Source organism: Caulobacter sp. AVps18 (assembly GCF_058681425.1).
Map to the genome: position 1 here is coordinate 403,542 of NZ_CM178737.1, position 16,761 is coordinate 420,302.

Sequence of the window (16,761 nt, forward strand, 5' to 3'; positions counted from 1 at the left end):
GCTTCGGGGCGGTGCGCTGGAGCGATGGGCGCGGGCGTAGTCTCTGGATTTACGGCCGGGAAGCGGACGTTGTGAGGGGCGGTGTTGGGTGGTTGTAGGACCTTAAGGTGCGCCATGGGTGGTTTTCAGGCCTCGCTCATGCTGTCTTCGAGAATGGGCAACGGCGTTGGGATCGATGGCGGCATTTTCGGAAGAAGTCATTTTGGCTCTCCAGGATGCCGCACCAGAAGGTCTACGGCGCATCGCCGACAGGCGTTGGGTCAGTGAACCGCATAGAGGAATCCGCAAGATCCTTGAGTTCGAAGCGCTGAAAGGCGCTCAGTATTCCGCGCGGTGGGGCTTCTCAGTCGACTTCGTTCCACGACTTCAAGGCAAGCGCCTATCTTGGAAGCGCACGGAAAAAGCAGCGGCGTTAGATCTTTGCATCGACCCCATCGACGTCGAAGGGAATGTACCCAAATGGTGCTCCTTCACTTCCGATGTCCGAGCCGATGGCATCAAAAAGATTGCTCGCAATGTAAGAGAACACGCTTCGCGGGATTTCGCTCGGATCAACACGCTCAATGACTTGCGCGAGTTCTTCCAACAGAGAGCGAAAATGAAGTTTCGTCGCTTTGGCTTAGCCAACTATGTACAGGCTGACCTTGCCTGGGGAATGTTGCAATTGGCGACCGGAGACCTAGAGGAAGGCGTCAGCCGAATTTCCGCCTTTTGCGAGCGGTTCGGCGTTGACCCCATGGAACCCATTCTGGTGAAAGCTAAGCAGGAAGCCTTGCAACTGCACGACGCCGGGTGATGCCGGACTAAGCTCCGACTTGGGTCGAGTCACGAATATAAGACCCTGCCAGAAACCAGACCTTGGGCGCCGGGCCGGAAAGCAGACAGTGTGAAGTTCTGTTCGGGTTCGAAGGCGGATGAAGCTCCCTCTCCCATAGGGAGAGGGTTGGGGTGAGGGGTTACGGCGTTCGACGGCGTGCCGGCACGCCGTCAAGCCTCGTAACCCCTCACCCTCCCACCGCTTCGCGGCGGGCCCCGCCCTCTCCCTAAAGGAGAGGGACGATGAACGTCCGCTCAGCCTCGACAGCTCTCGCTGTGGGATTGAAGGCGGGCTGCCGCCGGTGGGGCGGGCGCAAAAGATCCTCCCCCCGAAGGGGGAGGTGTCGCTCCCGCGAAGACGGGGGCGACGGAGGGGGTAGTGGCTGCTGACTCGGTGCGGTCTTCCCCCTCCGGCCTGACGGCCGCCTCCCCCTTCAGGGGGAGGATTTACGGGGATCCAGCGCGCTCCATCCCCGGCGTATCGCCAACGAACCCCAACCCAATCAACGCCCTGCAAAAATCTCGCATCGCGCCGTCAGACGCGCTCAAAACCACCCCCATACTGATGCCACCGGACAGCACGGGAAGGGCGCAAGGCCAGCGACCGTTGCGGCTGTCCGGGGTGGTCGAGCGGGAAGCTCAAACGATGGCGGGTCAGAACCGCCAACCCTTTCGTGTCTGGCGGCGGTCGGCCGTGGAACACTAAAACGACGTCACGTCAGGGGTCGGGCGAGCAGCAGGCCGGTTCGGGAGAGCCGGCAGTCCGGAACGGGGTCGCGCCCCGGTCCGCCCGTCGGAGGCTTCAAGGCGGCGAGGCCCAAACAAGGCTCAAGCGCTGCACGCCTCTGAAAGAACGACCACGCGGAGCGCTCGTCTTCGTCGAAACGGTATTCACGACTAACCTACATCCGGGCGAGGCCCGGGCGCTCCGCAGCCCTTCCCACACCCTCAGCGGCCCAGCCGCGTGAGGCGGTCAACACGCGCCCCGAGTCGACGGGGCTTGCCCGCTCAGGTCAGGGCGGTGAAGATCAGGGTGACCACGGCGATGTCGAAGAAGCGGATGGCGGCGGACAGCATGGAGCCCTCGTCGGCGATGAGTTCACCTTCGATTAAGCAAGACTGGCGCCAACACGACTGCGGAGGCTCGGCCCACTGATGGCGTTGTTCTTCGACAGGGACTGGTACGAGGCGCAGCTGGCGCAGCGGGGCCTGGACCGGGCCGTGCTGGCCGCCGTCGCCGGGATGGATCTCACCGCGCTTGACCTAGCGTTCAAGGACCAGCGCGAGCTGAGCGCGGCGGAACTGACGGCTTTTGCTGAACTTCTGGGCGTCACCCCCGCCGAAGCGGCCTTACGGGCCGGGGTGCGAACAGCGCAAAAGGCGCACGATGCGAGGGACGACAGGATCGCGAACCTGGAGGCGCGCGTGGCGGCGCTGGAGGCGCGGCTTTGTCGCGAAGGCGACTAGATTTCGGTCTTGTTCAGGCCGCCCGATTTGCGGCGCCGGTCAGCCTGGCCGGAATATTCTGTCCCGAGATAGGTCGAACGCGCCGAGTCGAGCACTTCCTGCCCACCGCGCAGACCCCGCTTCTGGCCGCTCTGGCCCATCAGGTGGGCGGCGAAGGCCAGATAGGACTCCCGGCGCGGCGGCTCGGGCGGCGAGGTCGCCTGTTCGTCGCGGACATAGACGACCTCCTCTTCGGCCGCCTCGGGGCGGTCGGAAGCCCGGGGCGCCGTCAGCGCCCGGCGCGTCTGGGCTGCGCGCCGAAGGGGATCGATAGGGCCGTTCATGATCCCGAGCCTAGGGCCGGGATCGTTAAGAACGGATGGTCCGGCATGGTTTCCCGCCCGTTAAGGCTTGGTGGCCAGCTTCTCGATCTGCGCCTGCATGGCTTCCAGCTGACGCTTCAGGTCGGCCAGGGAATCCTCGCTGGGCTGCGGAGCGGGGGGCGCTTCGGGGGCCTGCCCCCCGGGCGCTGCGGCCTGGGCGGCGTGGGCGGCGGCGTCCTCGGGCCGGGCATAGGCAAAGGGCGAGAACATTTTCATGGCCCGATCGAACAGCGCCATGTTCTGACGGACCTGCTCCTCATAGACGCCGATGCCCACCGGCAGCTTGGCCGCCGTCAGGCCCGGCGTGACGCCGGCGAACTGGGTGCGCATCCGTTCCTGCTGCTTGGTGAAGCTCTCCAGCGACATTTCCAGATAGCTGGGCAGGAAGGCCTGCATGGAATTGCCGTAGAAGCCGATCAGCTGGCGCAGGAACTGGATGGGCAGCAGGTTCTGCCCCCCGCCCCGATTTTCTTCTTCGAAGATGATCTGGGTCAGGACCGATCGGGTGATGTCGTCATTGGACTTGGCGTCATAGACCACGAAGTCGACGCCCTCCTTCACCATGTCCGACAGGTGATCAAGGGTCACATAGGAGCTGGACGCTGTGTTGTAGAGGCGACGGTTGGCGTATTTCTTGATGATCACGCGCTGGCCGGCGGCCTTTTCGGCACCGGCTGTGGTTTCGCCTTTTTCAGGATTCTCGGACATTTCGTTCCCTGGGACAGCGGTGTCGCCCGCTTTTCGCACCGCACTATCGCGAATGCAAAGGCAGGACGCCAGTGGTCAGAACACTTGGAGGTCGTCACAAGGCGTGAAAATGTGATCGTGACGAACGCGGTTCGGTTATGCATGGTGCTGCTGCACTGCAAAAGCACGGGCGCCGCACCTGCGAAGGCGTCACGTTAGATCGTCACGGGAGACTCGCCATGAGCGACATCGTCATCGTTTCCGCCGCCCGCACCCCGGTCGGCTCCTTCAACGGGGCGCTGTCCAGCCTGCCCGCATCAGAGCTCGGCAAGATCGCCATCGAGGCGGCCATCGCCCGGGCCGGCATCACGCCCGCCGACGTCGACGAAGTGATCCTGGGCCAGGTGCTGCAGGCCGCCGCCGGCCAGGGCCCCGCCCGCCAGGCCGCCGTCAAGGCCGGCATCCCCGTGGGCAGCCCCGCCTGGAGCCTCAACCAGCTGTGCGGCTCTGGCCTGCGCGCCGTGGCCCTGGCGGCCCAGCAGATCGCGGCCGGCGACGCCAAGATCGTCATCGCCGGCGGCCAGGAGAGCATGAGCCAGGCCCCGCACGCCCAGCAGCTGCGCAACGGCCAGAAGATGGGCGACCTGACCTTCGTCGACACCATGATCAAGGACGGCCTGTGGGACGCCTTCCACGGCTATCACATGGGCCAGACCGCCGAGAACATCGCCAATCGCTGGCAGATCACCCGCGGCGACCAGGACGCCTTCGCCGTGGCCAGCCAGAACAAGGCCGAGGCCGCGCAAAAGGCCGGCAAGTTCGACGCCGAGATCGCGCCTGTCACCATCAAGGGTCGCAAGGGCGACACCATCGTCGACAAGGACGAGTTCATCCGTCAGGGCGTGACCATCGACGCCATTTCCGGTCTGCGTCCGGCCTTCACCAAGGACGGCTCGGTCACCGCCGCCAACGCCTCGGGCCTCAATGACGGCGCCGCCGCCCTGGTGCTGATGAGCGCCGACGAAGCCAAGGCCCGGGGCCTCAAGCCCCTGGCCCGCATCGCCTCGTGGGCCAATGCCGGCGTCGAGCCCGAGATCATGGGCACCGGCCCGATCCCGGCCAGCAAGAAGGCCCTCGAAAAGGCCGGCTGGACCGTCGCCGACCTGGATCTGGTCGAAAGCAACGAAGCCTTCGCCGCCCAGTCGCTGTGCGTCGTTCGCGAGCTTGGACTGGACACCACAAAGGTCAACGTCAACGGCGGCGCCATCGCCATCGGCCACCCGATCGGTGCTTCCGGCGCGCGGATCCTGACCACCCTGCTGCACGAGATGCAGCGCTCGGGTGCCAAGAAGGGTCTGGCCACCTTGTGCATCGGCGGCGGCATGGGCGTGGCCATGTGCGTCGAAGCGGTCTGAACACACAATCGCCGATGACGACGCGCCGGGCGCTTGCCCCGGCGCGTCGGTCGCGAGAACCATAAGAAGAACCTGGGAGAGATACATGACGAGAGTTGCATTCGTGACCGGCGGCACCCGCGGCATCGGGCGGGCGATCTGTGAACGCCTGGTGGCGGACGGCATGAAGGTCGCCGCCGGCTATTCGGGCAATGAAGAAGCCGCCGCCGCCTGCGCCAAGGAGCTGGGCGTGATGGTGGTGAAGGGCAATGTCGGCTCGTTCGACGACTGCGCCGCCGCCGTAAAGAAGGTCGAGGCCGAGCTTGGCCCCATCGACGTGCTGGTCAACAACGCCGGCATTACCCGCGACGGCATGCTGCACAAGATGACCTACGAGCAGTGGTCGGAAGTCATCCGCGTGAACATGGATAGCGCCTTCAACATGACCCGCCCGGTCATCGAGGGCATGCGGGAGCGCAACTGGGGCCGGATCGTCAATATCAGCTCGATCAACGGCCAGAAGGGCCAGATGGGCCAGACCAACTATTCCGCCGCCAAGGCGGGCCTGATCGGCTTCACCAAGGCCCTGGCGCTCGAAAACGCCAAGAAGGGCGTGACGGTCAATGTGATCTGCCCCGGCTATATCGACACCGAGATGGTCGCCGCCGTGCCGGAAAACGTGCTGGCCGGCATCATCGCCGGCATCCCCGTGGGTCGCCTGGGCAAGGGTGAGGAGATCGCCGACATGGTCTCGTTCCTGGCCGGAGAGCGCGCGGGCTTCGTGACCGGTGCCACCCTGACCCTGAACGGTGGGCAATACATGGCCGCCTGATCGGCGACCTGGAGCATTTTCCGATAAGTGTGAAACGGTTATCGGATCGAAAAATGCTCTAAACTTGTGATTTAGAGCCCTTTTCGCCCGACCCTGATGAAGCCATCAGGTCGGAAAGGGCTCTAGCGCGATACGACAGCACGGCCCGGGCGGGGATCTTCGCCCGGGCCGTCATTGTGACAGTTGACGCGCCGGGTGTTTCGTCGTGAAACGCCTTCAACGCGGGGGCGTCCGGCGGACACGGCGACGATGTGGCCAAAGCCGTCCAAGAATCGCCCCACTCGGCGGGCATGACGGGTCGCATGAAGAGTTCGATGGCGGAGACTACAGGTCTGGGGGTGCGTATTGCCCTCGCGATGACCGCCGCACTCACGTTTGCGCCGGCGACGGCCAGCGCCCAGCAAGCGGCCCAGTCGCTGCGCGACGCCCTGCTGGGCCATCGCAACCTCTCCACCTCGCACCGCCCCCCCCCACCCCTGGTGGCCCGATACGTCTCCGAAAGCGGCTATGCCTTCGTGCTGGATCGCGCCACCAGCCAGGCCCTGCTGAAGTTTGACGGCAGTCCCGAGGTCTGGGTCCTGTCGTCGCAGCCCGCCCCACGCGGCGATGTGATCTACCGCAACGAGATGGGCGAGCCGGTCCTGCGGGCGACCAAGCTGGGGGGAATGACCCTCTTCACCGAAGACAACCCGATGGGCGACGCTGCGTCCCTTGCCGGCAGGGCCAGCTCAATCCAGCCGCCATCGGTGCTCTCGCCCATCGCCCTCTATCAGCGCATGGGCCAGGCCAGCCTGCGCGCCAGTCGCGCGGCTCAGCGCCAGGTGCCGTTTGAGTCGCAAGAAGCCCGACCTGAAACCTCGGTTCTGATCGCCGAGGCTGCGACCATCACCGCCGAAGCGTTCGAGCGCATCGCCCGCAAGGGGGACCGCGCGACTCTGGCCCGGATCATGCGGGTCGTTCTCGCCGAAGGCGAAAGCCCCGGCGCCACCCTGCGCAACGGGACGCTGATCATCACCTACACTCCCGGTCAGGGCGTCGCGGGGCGGCCTTCGTCAAAGCGGATCGTCAAGATCGTCAATCGCTAGAGCATTTTCCGATAAGTGTGAAACGGTTATCGGATCGAAAAATGCTCTAAACTTTTGATTTAGAGCCCTTTTCGCCCGACCCTGATGAAGCCATCAGGTCGGAAAGGGCTCTAGGAGCGTGATGTTCCTTCCCGGAACCTTCTCCAACGCCGATCTTCCCCGCTGCCCGGAGACCGGCGCGAAGTGGCGCAGCGGCAGCTTGTCAGGTCGCCTCGATACCCAGGCTCTTCAGTTCCTTGAGGAACCGCAACAGGCTGGCGTGCGAGCGTTTGAGGCTGTTGACCACGTCGGGCCGCGCCAGCGCTTCGGCCGGAACAATGAAGCCCTCGCGCCCCACCTTGCGGGCCATGCCGCGCTCAAGCATCTCGACCACCCGGCGGCGCACGGTTTCGTAGGGCAGGCCCAGCGAATCGGCGACCTGACGGATGGTGATCGGACGCCGCTCGTCGTCGGGCGGGACGTCATCCACACCGGCATAGATCTTGCCGCGCAGGTGCGAGACATTGCCCGCCCAAAGCGTGGTGAACACCAGCGAGTAAATGATGTCCACGCCATGAACATCGTTGGCGATCTCAACCCATCGCAGAATGTAGTCCGTGGCGCTGCGTGCAGCGGCACGCGCGTCCTGGTAGTCGTCCGACATCGAGAATCCTGAGCCCCCTTCGCCGAACATAGTTCCACCCGGCGAATGTGAAAAGGATTGCATGACGCGCGCGCCAAATCGTTTCGGTTTATTGCGGCAGATCAGGTCAGGCTGGGGTGCCAATCGGGCGGGGCCAGCTCGAAGCCCTCGAACCGAAAGCCCGGGGCGACGGTGCAGCCGACCAGGGTCCAGGCGCCCAGGCTGACGGCAGTCTGCCACCACAGGGTCGGCACCACCACCTGGGGCCGGCAGCCGGCCCGCAGGTCGGGACCCAGCACATGGGCGGTCGCGCCCCTGCCGTCGGGCGGCGACAGCGTCAGGGAGATCGGCGCACCGGCGTGATAGTGCCAGATCTCGACCGCATCCACCCGGTGCCAGGCCGACATCTGCTCGGCTTCGAGCAAATAGTAGATCGCCGTCGAGGCCGGGCGGCCGTCGACACCGGCCGCGTCCTCGAAGGTCCGTCGATACCAGCCGCCCTCGGGATGGGGCTGCAGATCGAGCATGCGGATGATCTCGCGGGCGCCCAGGTCGCCGGAAATGCCGAGGGGTGTGCCGGTGCCGCTCATCCCTTGAACCCGTCCTTGGCGGCGCGGATCTGCGCGAAGGCCTCGGCCGGCTCCAGGCCGGGGCGCAGCAGCGGCGCGCGCAGGAAAGGATTGGTCGTCTTTTCCAGCCCGATGGACGTCGGCACCGTCGGCTCGCCCCGCTCACGGGCCGCGAACACCTGGTCGGCGCGGGCCTTCACGGCGGGGTCCTCATCCACCGACAGGGCAAAGCGGGCGTTGGAGGCGGTGTATTCATGGGCGCAATAGACAGTGGTGGCGTCCGGCAGGGCGGTCAACTTGGCCAGGGAGGTCCACATCTGCTCGGCTGTGCCCTCGAACAGCCGGCCGCAGCCCAGGGCAAACAGGGTGTCGCCGACGAAGGCGACGGCGTCGGCGGCGTCGTAGAAAGCGATATGGCCCAGGGTGTGCCCGCCGGTGTCGATGACGCCAAGGCGGGTTTCGCCCAGTTCCACCACGTCGCCCTCGACCACCGCTCGGTCCAGCGGCGCGATGCGGGTCACCTCCTGCGGGCCCACGATGGCGGCGCCGGTGGCAGCCTTGATCGCCGCGTTGCCGCCGGCGTGATCAGGGTGCCAGTGGGTGTTGAGGATCAGGTCCAGCGTCCAGCCCAGCTTGTCCAGTTCCGCCAGGATGGCGTCGGCGTCGGGCGTGTCGATGGTCGCGGTCTTGCCCGTGGCGTCATCGCGCACGAGAAAGCCATAGTTATCGGACAGGCAGGGGAACTGGTGAACGGTCAGCGACATGGACGGCCTTGCTGTTGCGGAGGGCGGTGACGCGGGCCACGCCAACGCCTACATAAATGAACTGGCCGCCCTGGAGACTCAATGCGTCGCGACGTGCTCGATCTCAGAGCCTTCTACGCCACCCCCCTGGGGCGCGCGGCGCGGCTGATGCTGGCCCGCAAGATCGACGAGGCGTGGGGCGATACGCGCGGCCTGGACGTGCTGGGTCTGGGCTATGCCACACCCTTCCTCGACTCGGCCCGTCCCAAGGCCCGGCGGGTGGTGGCCGCCATGCCCGCCACCCAGGGGGTTGAGATCTGGCCCTATGGCGGGCGCAATCAGACCTGCCTGGTCGAAGAGACCGCCCTGCCCCTGCCCAACGCCATGTTCGACCGGGTTCTGGCCGTCCACGCCCTGGAAGAGGCTGACGATCCCGCCGCCGTCCTGGCCGAGATCGGGCGCGTCATGGCTCCCACCGGCCGGCTGATCGTGGCCGTGGCCTCGCGCGACGGGGTCTGGGCGGGCGCAGAGAGCACCCCCTTTGGCCACGGCCGCCCCTTCAGCCGCAGCCAGCTGGAGCGGCTGATCCGCGATGCTGACCTGGAACCCGCCGGCTGGACCCGCGCCCTCTACGCCCCGCCCATGGCCATGGCCGCCGGCTGGGCCGAAGGATTCGAACAGGTCGGCGCGCGTCTGTGGCCGCGCTTCGCCGGGCTGATCCTGATGGAAGCCATCAAGCAGACCTTCGCGGTCAAGCCGCGCGGCCATCGGGCCCGCGCCCGGGTGTTCGCCCCGGGCGTCCTGGCTCCGACGCCAGCGGGGTCCGCCGCCGCCCGGACGGCGCCTGTCGGAAAGGCGCCTTCGACCAATCCGCGCGGATCGCACTTGGAGCCTTCGCGTTCAAAGCCTAGCTTGGGTTCGTAAACTCTGTTTCGCTGCGGGAGCCGCGCCATGAAAATGATCGTCGCCATCATCAAGCCCAGCCGGCTGGACGCGGTTCTCGAAGCGGTCACGGAGGCCGGAGCCTCCGGCCTGACCGTCACAGAGGTACGCGGCTATGGCCGGCAAAAGGGCAAGACCGAGGTCTATCGCGGGGCCGAATACGAAGTGAAGCTGCTGCCCAAGGTGAAGCTGGAAATCGCCGTGCCGGCCGACGTGGTCGAATCGGTGGTCGAGGCCCTGCAGCGCACCGCCAACACCGGCAAGATCGGCGACGGCAAGGTGTTCGTCATGGACCTGGAACAGGCCCTGCGTATCCGCACCGGCGAGCGCGACGCCGCCGCCATCGCGGGCTGATCGCCCGTCGAACCCGACACACCGGTACGCCCTCGAAACGTCGCGGAGCCATGGCAAGGCTTCGCGCGTTGTCGCAGTTCACCGCGATAGGAGCGTCATGGGCGAGCGTCCTTCCGAGTTTCGGCCGGATCAGAACTGCTGGCGGGTCGAAACCGCCGACAGGCTGGCCCTGTTCATCGACAACGACGAGACCTTCGATGCGCTGAAGCCGCTACTGCTGGCGGCCAAGCGCTCGATCTGGATCCTGGCCTGGGTGTTCGATCCCCTGACCCGGCTGGACCCCGACCGCGTGCGCAAGAGCCGCGATCCCGAGCACGCCGACCGCATCGGCCTGATCCTGCGTCGCCAGGCGGCCCTGAACCCGGCCCTGGACGTGCGCATCCTGACCTGGGACATGCCTTTCCCCATCGCGGCGGCCCAGATGTTTGGCCCCCAGCGGGGCGCGGCCTTCTTCGCCGGCTCGCGGGTCAAGTACCGGATGGACAACACACTGCCGGCCTCGGCCTGCCATCACCAGAAGGTGGTGGTGATCGACGGCGTGGCCGCCCTGCTCAGCGGCGGCGATATCGGGGTGGACCGCTGGGACACCTGCGAGCATCTCGACAACGATCCCCGCCGCCGCCTGCCCACCGGCCGCCGCTATCCGCCCCGACACGAGGTGGCCATGCTGGTCGATGGTCGCGCCGCCCGGGCCCTGGGCGAGATGTTCATCGACCGCTGGCGCAATGCCACCGGCGAGGCCCTGACAATGCCGGAACGCCCCGACGACGACCCCTGGCCAGAGGACCTGCTGCCTGACCTGCGGCGCGTCGAGGTGGCCATTGCCCGCACCCAGGCCGCGTGGAAGGGCCGTCCCGAGATCGTCGAAAGCCTGATGCTGCACCTGGCCGGCATACGGATGGCCAGGCGGCTGATCTATCTGGAGAACCAGTACCTGACGTCGCCGATCATCGTCGAAGCCCTGGCCGAGCGCCTGGCCGAGCCGGACGGGCCCGAGGTGGTGACGGTCGGACCCGCCCGCAGCCCCAGCTATTTCGACCAGATCACCATGGACAGCGCCCGCACCTCGGCGATCAACCGTCTGCGCGAGATCGACGTCCACGGGCGATTCTCGGCCTTCAGCGCCCATACGCCCAGGGGCGGGCCGATCATCGTCCACTCCAAGGTGGCGATCATGGACGACACCATGCTGCGGGTCGGCTCGGCCAACCTCAACAACCGCTCCATCGGCCTGGACACCGAATGCGACCTGGCCTTCGAGGGCAGGGACGAGTTAAGCCGTGAGGTGATCCGCGCCTTCCTCGCCCGGCTGATCGGCCATTTCCTGGCCCGCGAGTCGCTGGATGTCCTGATCGCGATGGAACAGGAGGGCGGGCTGGCTGCGGCGATAGACGCGCTGGACCGCAAGGACGGGCTGCCGCGCCGCCTCCAACCCGTGCACACGCGCCGTCTGACCGGCGTTCAACAGTTCATCGCCGACTGGAACCTGGGCGACGCCCTCTCACCGGACGACGCCTGGCGCCCCTGGGGCCGCCGCGCCCGACTCAGGCAGGATCTGCTGCGCCTGACAAAGCCGCCCCCGGCCCTGCCGGATCACCTTCAGCCCTGAGCGCCAGGTCGACCACCAGCGGCAGGTGATCTGAAGCGACACGTGCCCGACTGTCATAAGGCGAGCGCACAGCGACCGTCTCCAGGCCCTTGGTCAGGAAGACATGGTCGATACGCATGAAGGGAAAGCTCGAGGGAAAGGTCGCCGTGGCCGCCCGAAGCGGCCCGCCGCCCTGGATCTGGGCGTCGCGCAGGGCGGCCCGCAGCATCCGGTAGGTGGCCGAATAGGGGGTAGCGTTGAAGTCGCCCAGCAGTATGCCGGGCGCGGTCCACTGGTCCGAGGCCATCCAGCGCTCGCCCAGCAGGGCTGCCGCCTGCCGCTTCTGCTCCTGCGGCACCAGGCCAAGGTGGGTATTGATGATCTGCACCGGCGTGTCGCCGACCATCACCTCGATCCACAGGGCGCCGCGCGGCTCCAGCCCCGGGATGCGGCGATACAGCGGCAGGCCCTCAGCCTTGATCCGCCGCTCGGGCAGCGCGGTCAGAATGGCATCGCCATAGAGCTCTTCTTCCACGGTCATGGCCGGGTGGAAGTGGAAGCTCATCTTCAGCAGTTCGGCCAGCCGGTGGGCCTGGTCCTCGCGCCGGGTTCGCACCCGGCCGACATCCAGCTCCTGCAAGGCTACAACGTCAGGACTTTCGGCGGCTATGACCTCGGCGACGCGCTCGATGTCGAGGCGGCGATCCGTGCCCACGCAGCGGTGGACGTTGTAGGTCATCAGGCGAAGCGTCATCCGTCAAACAGATCGCCTGAAACCGGCGGAGGTTCCCTGGCGGCCCGACCCGCCGGTTCGGGCGAAGTGCGGCTGAGCATGAACAGGCAGCTTTCCGCCCGCCAGTTCTCGAGCGGACTGGCCGGATCGATCGAACGGGCCGGTCCCTGACCGGCGAAGGCGGCGCAGGCGTCGATCCGCACGCCCAGGTCGTCGGCAAGGGCCAGGAAGTCGACCAAGGTGCAAAGATGGATGTTGGGCGTCGACCACCAGGGCATGGGCAGGGCCTTGGTCTCGGGCATGCGCCCCCGGCTCAGCAAAGACCAGCGCACCCGCCAATGGCCGAAATTGGGGAACGAGACGATGGCCCGGTCGGCAATCCGCAGCAGTTCGTCCAGCACATGGCGCGGCTGGCGGGTGGCCTGCAGGGTCTGGGACAGGATGGCGTAGTCGAAGGTCTTGTCGGGAAAGTGGTCCAGGTCCTGGTCGGCGTCGCCCTGCACCACCGACAGGCCCCGCGCCATACAGGCGGCCACGCCGCTGGCGCTGATCTCAAGGCCCCGGCCGTCGACCTGCTTTTCGTGGCCCAGCAGGTCCAGCAGAGCGCCCTCGCCGCAGCCTACGTCCAGAACGCGCGAGCCGGGACGGACCAGGCGCAGGATTTCGCGGAAGTCCTCGCGGGTTGTCATGATCACGCCAGCCCCCGATCCCGCTCGACCGAGCCCAGGAACCCCGTCAAGGCCGAGTCCATCACCGGCTCGTCCAGCAAAAAGGCGTCATGGCCCTTGTCGCTCTCGATCTCGACGAAGGCCACGCGACAGCCGGCGGCCGTCAGGGCCCGTACGATGTGGCGGTTCTCGGCGGTGGGATAAAGCCAGTCGCTGCTAAAGCTGAGAACGCAGAAGCGCATGTGCCGCGCCTTGGTGAAGGCATTGGCCAGCACCCCGCCATGGCTGGCGGCGATGTCGAAATAGTCCATGGCCCGGGTGATGTAGAGATAGCTGTTGGCGTCGAACCGGTCGACAAAGCTGGCCCCCTGGTGGCGCAGATAGCTTTCCACCTGGAAGTCGGCGTCAAAGCCCCAGGACAGGCCATCGCGTTGCAGTTCGCGGCCAAACTTCCGCTGCAGGGCCGGTTCGGACAGATAGGTGATGTGGGCGGCCATCCGCGCCACGGCCAGGCCCTTTTCGGGCCGCGTGCCATGATCGGCATAGGCACCGCCGCGCCAGTCGGGATCGGCCATGATCGCCTGACGGCCCACCTCGTGGAAGGCGATGTTCTGGGCAGAGTGCCGCGAGGCCGAGGCAATGATCACCGCGCTGGCCAGCCGATCAGGATAGTCCACCGCCCACTGCTGCACCTGCATGCCGCCCATCGACCCGCCGACCACGGCGAACAGCGTCTCAACCCCGAGGGCCTTCACCAGCATCGCCTGGGCGCGAACCATGTCAGCGATGGTGATCACCGGGAATGACAATCCCCAGGGCTTGCCCGTCGCCGGATTGATCGAGGCCGGGCCGGTCGAGCCCATGCAGCCGCCGACCACATTGCTGCAGATAATGAAATGCCGGGCCGGGTCCAGCGGCTTGCCTGGCCCCACCAGACGCAGCCACCAGCCGGGTTTGCCTGTCGTTGGGTGTGGCGAAGCCACGTGCTGGTCGCCGGTAAGGGCATGGCAGATCAGGACGGCGTTGGATTTGTCGGCGTTCAGTTGGCCATAGGCCTGGTAGGCGACCTCCAGCCCCTCAATGACACCGCCCGAATCGAGGCGCAGGGGTTCGCTCGCCGGAAACCGCCAGGTTCCGCCGTCAGAAAGCGCGCATGAGGCCAGATCGACGTCAGCCATGACCGCCTTGGACCGCTTGACGAAGAAGGTGTCAACCGCGCGCTTCCGGTGCGACCGTGTGGAGGCTATGGAGAGCGCATGGACCGTCTGATCCTCATGCGCCACGGCCAGGCCGAGCGACACGCCGCGACGGGCGGCGACTTCGAACGCGGCTTGACGCTGCGCGGGCGCGAAGACGCGTCTCTGATGGGCCAGTTGGCCGCCGGTCTGGGCGCCCGGCCCGATCTTGTGCTGGTCTCTTCGGCCCGCCGCACCCGCGAAACCTGGGCGGCGATTTCGGTCGCCTTTCCCGATGCCAGGGTCGATGTGCGCCGCGATCTCTATCACGCCGAACCCGAGGATGTGGTCACGGCCCTGGAGGACGAGGCCGAGGGCTCTGGCGTAGTCATGGTGATCGGCCACAATCCGGGCCTGCACGAACTGGCCCTGCGGCTGGCGGTGCAGGGCGGAACGCCGCCGGCGAAAATGAACGTGCTGCGCAGCCGCTTCCCCACCGCGACCACCGCCGTCTTCGCTTTCGGATCGGGCGGGCCGCCCGTGCTGGAGCATCTGCTGTATGCGGCCGAGCACGGCGGAACGGGCGCGGAATGACCCTGATTTACAAGATACTATCCCGCGCAGAGTGGCAGGCTGCCGAAGCTGCCAGACGCTTTGACGGCTCGGCCGTCGATCTGGCTGATGGCTTCATCCACTTTTCCGGCGCCGACCAGGCCCAGGCGACAGCGGCCAAGTGGTTCGTCGGCCAGGCCGACCTGCTGTTGCTGGGTGTCGAGGCCGACGATCTTGGCGAGGCGCTGAAGTGGGAAGTCTCGCGCGACGGGGCGCTGTTCCCGCACCTCTACAGGCCGCTTCTGGTGTCAGAGGTCGTCAGCCGCAAGGCCGTCGATCTGGACGCTGACGGCGTGCCGCAACTGGGCCTTCTATCCGCATGAGTCTGCACGACATCGCCGCCCGCGCCCTGCACGTGCTGGATCCCGAAGACGCCCACGGCATGGCGATCAAGGGGCTGAAGATGGGCCTGGGTCCGCGCGACAGCGGCCCGTCCGACCCGGTGCTGTCGATCAGCCTGGCGGGCCTGACCCTGCCCAGCTGCGTCGGCCTGGCCGCCGGCTTCGACAAGGACGCCGAGGTTCCCGACGCCATGCTGGCGGCCGGCTTCGGCTTCGTCGAGTGCGGCACCGTCACCCCCCTGCCCCAGGCCGGCAATCCGCGCCCGCGCCTGTTTCGCCTGACCGACGACCAGGCGGTGATCAACCGCATGGGCTTCAACAACAAGGGCCTGGACGCCTTCGCCGCCGGCCTGGCGGGCAGGAACGGCAGCGCCGGGATTGTCGGGGCCAATATCGGGGCCAACAAGGACGCCAGCGACCGCATCGCCGACTATGTGACCGGCCTGACCCGCCTGTGGGGACTGTCGGACTATTTCACCGCCAACATCTCATCGCCAAATACGCCCGGCCTGCGCGCCCTGCAGACCCGGGCGGCGCTGGAGGAGCTTCTGGGTCGTCTGGCCGAGACGCGGGCCATGCTGAAGACCAGCACGACCAGTGACTATCCGATCTTCCTGAAGGTCGCGCCCGACCTGGAAGACGGCGAGGTTGAGGCCATTGTCGAGACCGTGGTCGCCAACGGGCTGGACGGGATCATCGTCAGCAACACCACCATCGCCCGCCCCGACACCCTGAAATCGGCCCAGGCGGCCGAGACCGGCGGCCTGTCGGGCGCGCCGCTGCTGGAACCCTCGACCGCCATGCTGCGTCGCTTCCACGCCGCCGCGACCGGGCGCACCGCCCTGATCGGCGCTGGCGGCGTCGCCGACGGGGCTGGGGCCTATGCCAAGATTCGCGCCGGGGCCCGGGCGGTGCAGCTGTATTCGGCCCTGGTCTATGGTGGCCCGGGCCTGGTGGTTCGTATCAAGCGCGACCTGGCCGCCCGCCTGCGCGCCGATGGCTTTGCCTGCGTCGAGGACGCGGTCGGCGCCGCATGACCCGTCCGCGCGCCCTGAGGCTGCTGCGGCGCTTTGGCCCTCTCGTCGCCCTGCTGGGCCTGTTTGTCTGGGCCCTGGCCAGTGGCGTGGCAGAGCACATTTCTCTGGAAGAGCTTCGGACCCGGGGCGAGGGCCTTCGCGCCTTCGCTCAGCAAAGGCCCCTGCTGAGCCTGGGGGTCTATGTGGCCGTCTATGTGGCGACGGTCTCGATCTCACTGCCCGGCGCGCTGATCCTGTCGCTGTCGGGCGGCTATCTGTTTGGCCCGTTCCTGGGCGGAGCGGCGGCCGTCACCGGGGCCACAGGCGGCTCGACGGTGGTCTACATGGTCTGTCGCACCGCCTTTGGCGATTTCCTGCGGCGCTGGAAGAACCCGCTGCTCTTGCGGGTCGAGGACGGCTTTCGTGACAACGCCTTTTCCTACCTCCTGACCCTGCGGCTGATCCCCGCCTTCCCGCTGCTGCTGGTCAATGTGGCGGCCGGGCTGGTGGCGACACCGTTCCGTACCTTTCTGGCCGCTTCGTTGCTGGGCATGATGCCCAGCTCGTTCGTCTATGCCGGGATCGGGGCCGGTCTGGGCCACGTTTTCGCCCTGGGCGGGCCAGTTTCGGTAGGTACCCTGATGTCGCCGAGGGTCTATCTGCCCATCATCGGTATGGGGGCACTGGCCTTTCTGCCGCCGCTGTGGCGCCATTGGCGGCGCGGGCGCGTTGCCCAAGCCCCCGACGTGAAGTAA

20 protein-coding genes and 1 pseudogene are annotated in these 16,761 nt (G+C 66.9%); 13 read left to right on the forward strand and 8 right to left on the reverse strand.

Annotated elements, in window-relative coordinates:
• The first annotated feature begins 175 nt into the window (after window positions 1-175).
• The 3 genes and pseudogenes from ACW179_RS01860 to ACW179_RS01870 all read left to right on the forward strand — a co-directional run bounded on the left by ACW179_RS01860 (window position 176) and on the right by ACW179_RS01870 (window position 2,283).
• Window positions 176-796 carry a hypothetical protein gene (locus ACW179_RS01860; protein WP_492062395.1) on the forward strand — a complete coding sequence of 207 codons (621 nt, stop codon included), beginning with the start codon at window positions 176-178 and terminating at the stop codon, window positions 794-796.
• A 152-nt stretch (window positions 797-948) separates the two neighbouring features.
• Window positions 949-1,044: pseudogene (locus ACW179_RS01865) on the forward strand (hypothetical protein); the annotation flags it as partial.
• 927 nt (window positions 1,045-1,971) lie between these two features.
• Window positions 1,972-2,283, forward strand: coding sequence for a DNA-binding protein (locus ACW179_RS01870; RefSeq protein ID WP_492062397.1), 312 nt, complete (start codon window positions 1,972-1,974; stop codon window positions 2,281-2,283).
• Here the strand turns inward: ACW179_RS01870 and ACW179_RS01875 are convergent.
• Together ACW179_RS01875 and phaR are read right to left on the reverse strand one after the other, a co-directional pair.
• Window positions 2,280-2,606: a hypothetical protein gene (locus tag ACW179_RS01875; RefSeq protein ID WP_492062398.1), complete on the reverse strand. Its 327-nt coding sequence runs from the start codon at window positions 2,604-2,606 to the stop codon at window positions 2,280-2,282. The genes ACW179_RS01870 and ACW179_RS01875 overlap by 4 nt on opposite strands.
• A 60-nt stretch (window positions 2,607-2,666) precedes the next feature.
• On the reverse strand, window positions 2,667-3,353 hold the full coding sequence (gene phaR, locus ACW179_RS01880) for a polyhydroxyalkanoate synthesis repressor PhaR (RefSeq protein WP_492062400.1): 687 nt from the start codon (window positions 3,351-3,353) through the stop codon (window positions 2,667-2,669).
• A 218-nt stretch (window positions 3,354-3,571) separates the two neighbouring features.
• Between phaR and ACW179_RS01885 the strand changes: the two genes are divergently transcribed.
• The 3 genes from ACW179_RS01885 to ACW179_RS01895 all read left to right on the forward strand — a co-directional run bounded on the left by ACW179_RS01885 (window position 3,572) and on the right by ACW179_RS01895 (window position 6,643).
• Window positions 3,572-4,747, forward strand: a complete 1,176-nt coding sequence (locus ACW179_RS01885) for an acetyl-CoA C-acetyltransferase (RefSeq protein ID WP_492062402.1) — start codon at window positions 3,572-3,574, stop codon at window positions 4,745-4,747.
• A gap of 85 nt (window positions 4,748-4,832) precedes the next feature.
• Window positions 4,833-5,558 carry a beta-ketoacyl-ACP reductase gene (locus ACW179_RS01890; RefSeq protein WP_492062404.1) on the forward strand — a complete coding sequence of 242 codons (726 nt, stop codon included), beginning with the start codon at window positions 4,833-4,835 and terminating at the stop codon, window positions 5,556-5,558.
• Window positions 5,559-5,872: 314 nt separating this feature from the next.
• Complete coding sequence (locus tag ACW179_RS01895; RefSeq protein WP_492062406.1) at window positions 5,873-6,643, forward strand: DUF4908 domain-containing protein; 771 nt, start codon at window positions 5,873-5,875, stop codon at window positions 6,641-6,643.
• 202 nt (window positions 6,644-6,845) lie between these two features.
• Here the strand turns inward: ACW179_RS01895 and ACW179_RS01900 are convergent, their stop codons facing one another.
• The 3 genes from ACW179_RS01900 to gloB form a co-directional block, all read right to left on the reverse strand.
• Window positions 6,846-7,286, reverse strand: coding sequence for a hypothetical protein (locus ACW179_RS01900; protein WP_492062408.1), 441 nt, complete (start codon window positions 7,284-7,286; stop codon window positions 6,846-6,848).
• 101 nt (window positions 7,287-7,387) lie between these two features.
• Window positions 7,388-7,855 (reverse strand): cupin domain-containing protein, encoded by a 468-nt coding sequence (locus ACW179_RS01905; RefSeq protein ID WP_492062411.1) that lies wholly within the window; start codon window positions 7,853-7,855, stop codon window positions 7,388-7,390.
• A complete protein-coding gene (gene gloB / locus ACW179_RS01910) occupies window positions 7,852-8,598 on the reverse strand; it encodes a hydroxyacylglutathione hydrolase (RefSeq protein ID WP_492062413.1) in 747 nt (248 codons plus the stop codon). The genes ACW179_RS01905 and gloB overlap by 4 nt, the downstream gene beginning before the upstream one ends.
• An 81-nt stretch (window positions 8,599-8,679) precedes the next feature.
• Between gloB and ACW179_RS01915 the strand changes: the two genes are divergently transcribed.
• The 3 genes from ACW179_RS01915 to ACW179_RS01925 all read left to right on the forward strand — a co-directional run bounded on the left by ACW179_RS01915 (window position 8,680) and on the right by ACW179_RS01925 (window position 11,482).
• Window positions 8,680-9,501: a class I SAM-dependent methyltransferase gene (locus ACW179_RS01915; protein ID WP_492062415.1), complete on the forward strand. Its 822-nt coding sequence runs from the start codon at window positions 8,680-8,682 to the stop codon at window positions 9,499-9,501.
• 27 nt (window positions 9,502-9,528) lie between these two features.
• Entirely contained in the window at window positions 9,529-9,873 is a 345-nt protein-coding gene (locus ACW179_RS01920; RefSeq protein ID WP_492062417.1) for a P-II family nitrogen regulator, read from the forward strand.
• 97 nt (window positions 9,874-9,970) lie between these two features.
• On the forward strand, window positions 9,971-11,482 hold the full coding sequence (locus ACW179_RS01925; RefSeq protein WP_492062419.1) for a phospholipase D-like domain-containing protein: 1,512 nt from the start codon (window positions 9,971-9,973) through the stop codon (window positions 11,480-11,482).
• Here the strand turns inward: ACW179_RS01925 and ACW179_RS01930 are convergent.
• From ACW179_RS01930 to metX, 3 genes are read right to left on the reverse strand one after another with little or no spacing between them, the layout of a single operon-like run.
• Window positions 11,418-12,215, reverse strand: a complete 798-nt coding sequence (locus tag ACW179_RS01930; RefSeq protein WP_492062421.1) for an endonuclease/exonuclease/phosphatase family protein — start codon at window positions 12,213-12,215, stop codon at window positions 11,418-11,420. The two genes, ACW179_RS01925 and ACW179_RS01930, sit on opposite strands and share 65 nt — an antisense overlap.
• The gene (gene metW / locus ACW179_RS01935; protein WP_492064240.1) at window positions 12,212-12,883 is read right to left on the reverse strand and encodes a methionine biosynthesis protein MetW; all 672 of its coding nucleotides are present in this window, start codon (window positions 12,881-12,883) and stop codon (window positions 12,212-12,214) included. Before metW ends, ACW179_RS01930 begins: the two co-directional genes overlap by 4 nt.
• A gap of 2 nt (window positions 12,884-12,885) precedes the next feature.
• The gene (metX, locus tag ACW179_RS01940; RefSeq protein ID WP_492062424.1) at window positions 12,886-14,040 is read right to left on the reverse strand and encodes a homoserine O-acetyltransferase MetX; all 1,155 of its coding nucleotides are present in this window, start codon (window positions 14,038-14,040) and stop codon (window positions 12,886-12,888) included.
• A gap of 78 nt (window positions 14,041-14,118) precedes the next feature.
• Here metX and ACW179_RS01945 point away from each other — a divergent pair, with 78 nt between their 5' ends.
• Genes ACW179_RS01945 through ACW179_RS01960 form a run of 4 tightly spaced genes read left to right on the forward strand, consistent with a single transcriptional unit; the run spans window position 14,119 to window position 16,761 of the window.
• Window positions 14,119-14,631, forward strand: a complete 513-nt coding sequence (locus tag ACW179_RS01945; protein WP_492062427.1) for a SixA phosphatase family protein — start codon at window positions 14,119-14,121, stop codon at window positions 14,629-14,631.
• Window positions 14,628-14,972: a DUF952 domain-containing protein gene (locus ACW179_RS01950; protein WP_492062431.1), complete on the forward strand. Its 345-nt coding sequence runs from the start codon at window positions 14,628-14,630 to the stop codon at window positions 14,970-14,972. The genes ACW179_RS01945 and ACW179_RS01950 overlap by 4 nt, the downstream gene beginning before the upstream one ends.
• A complete protein-coding gene (locus tag ACW179_RS01955; protein ID WP_492062433.1) occupies window positions 14,969-16,027 on the forward strand; it encodes a quinone-dependent dihydroorotate dehydrogenase in 1,059 nt (352 codons plus the stop codon). Before ACW179_RS01950 ends, ACW179_RS01955 begins: the two co-directional genes overlap by 4 nt.
• On the forward strand, window positions 16,024-16,761 hold the full coding sequence (locus ACW179_RS01960; protein WP_492062435.1) for a TVP38/TMEM64 family protein: 738 nt from the start codon (window positions 16,024-16,026) through the stop codon (window positions 16,759-16,761). The genes ACW179_RS01955 and ACW179_RS01960 overlap by 4 nt, the downstream gene beginning before the upstream one ends.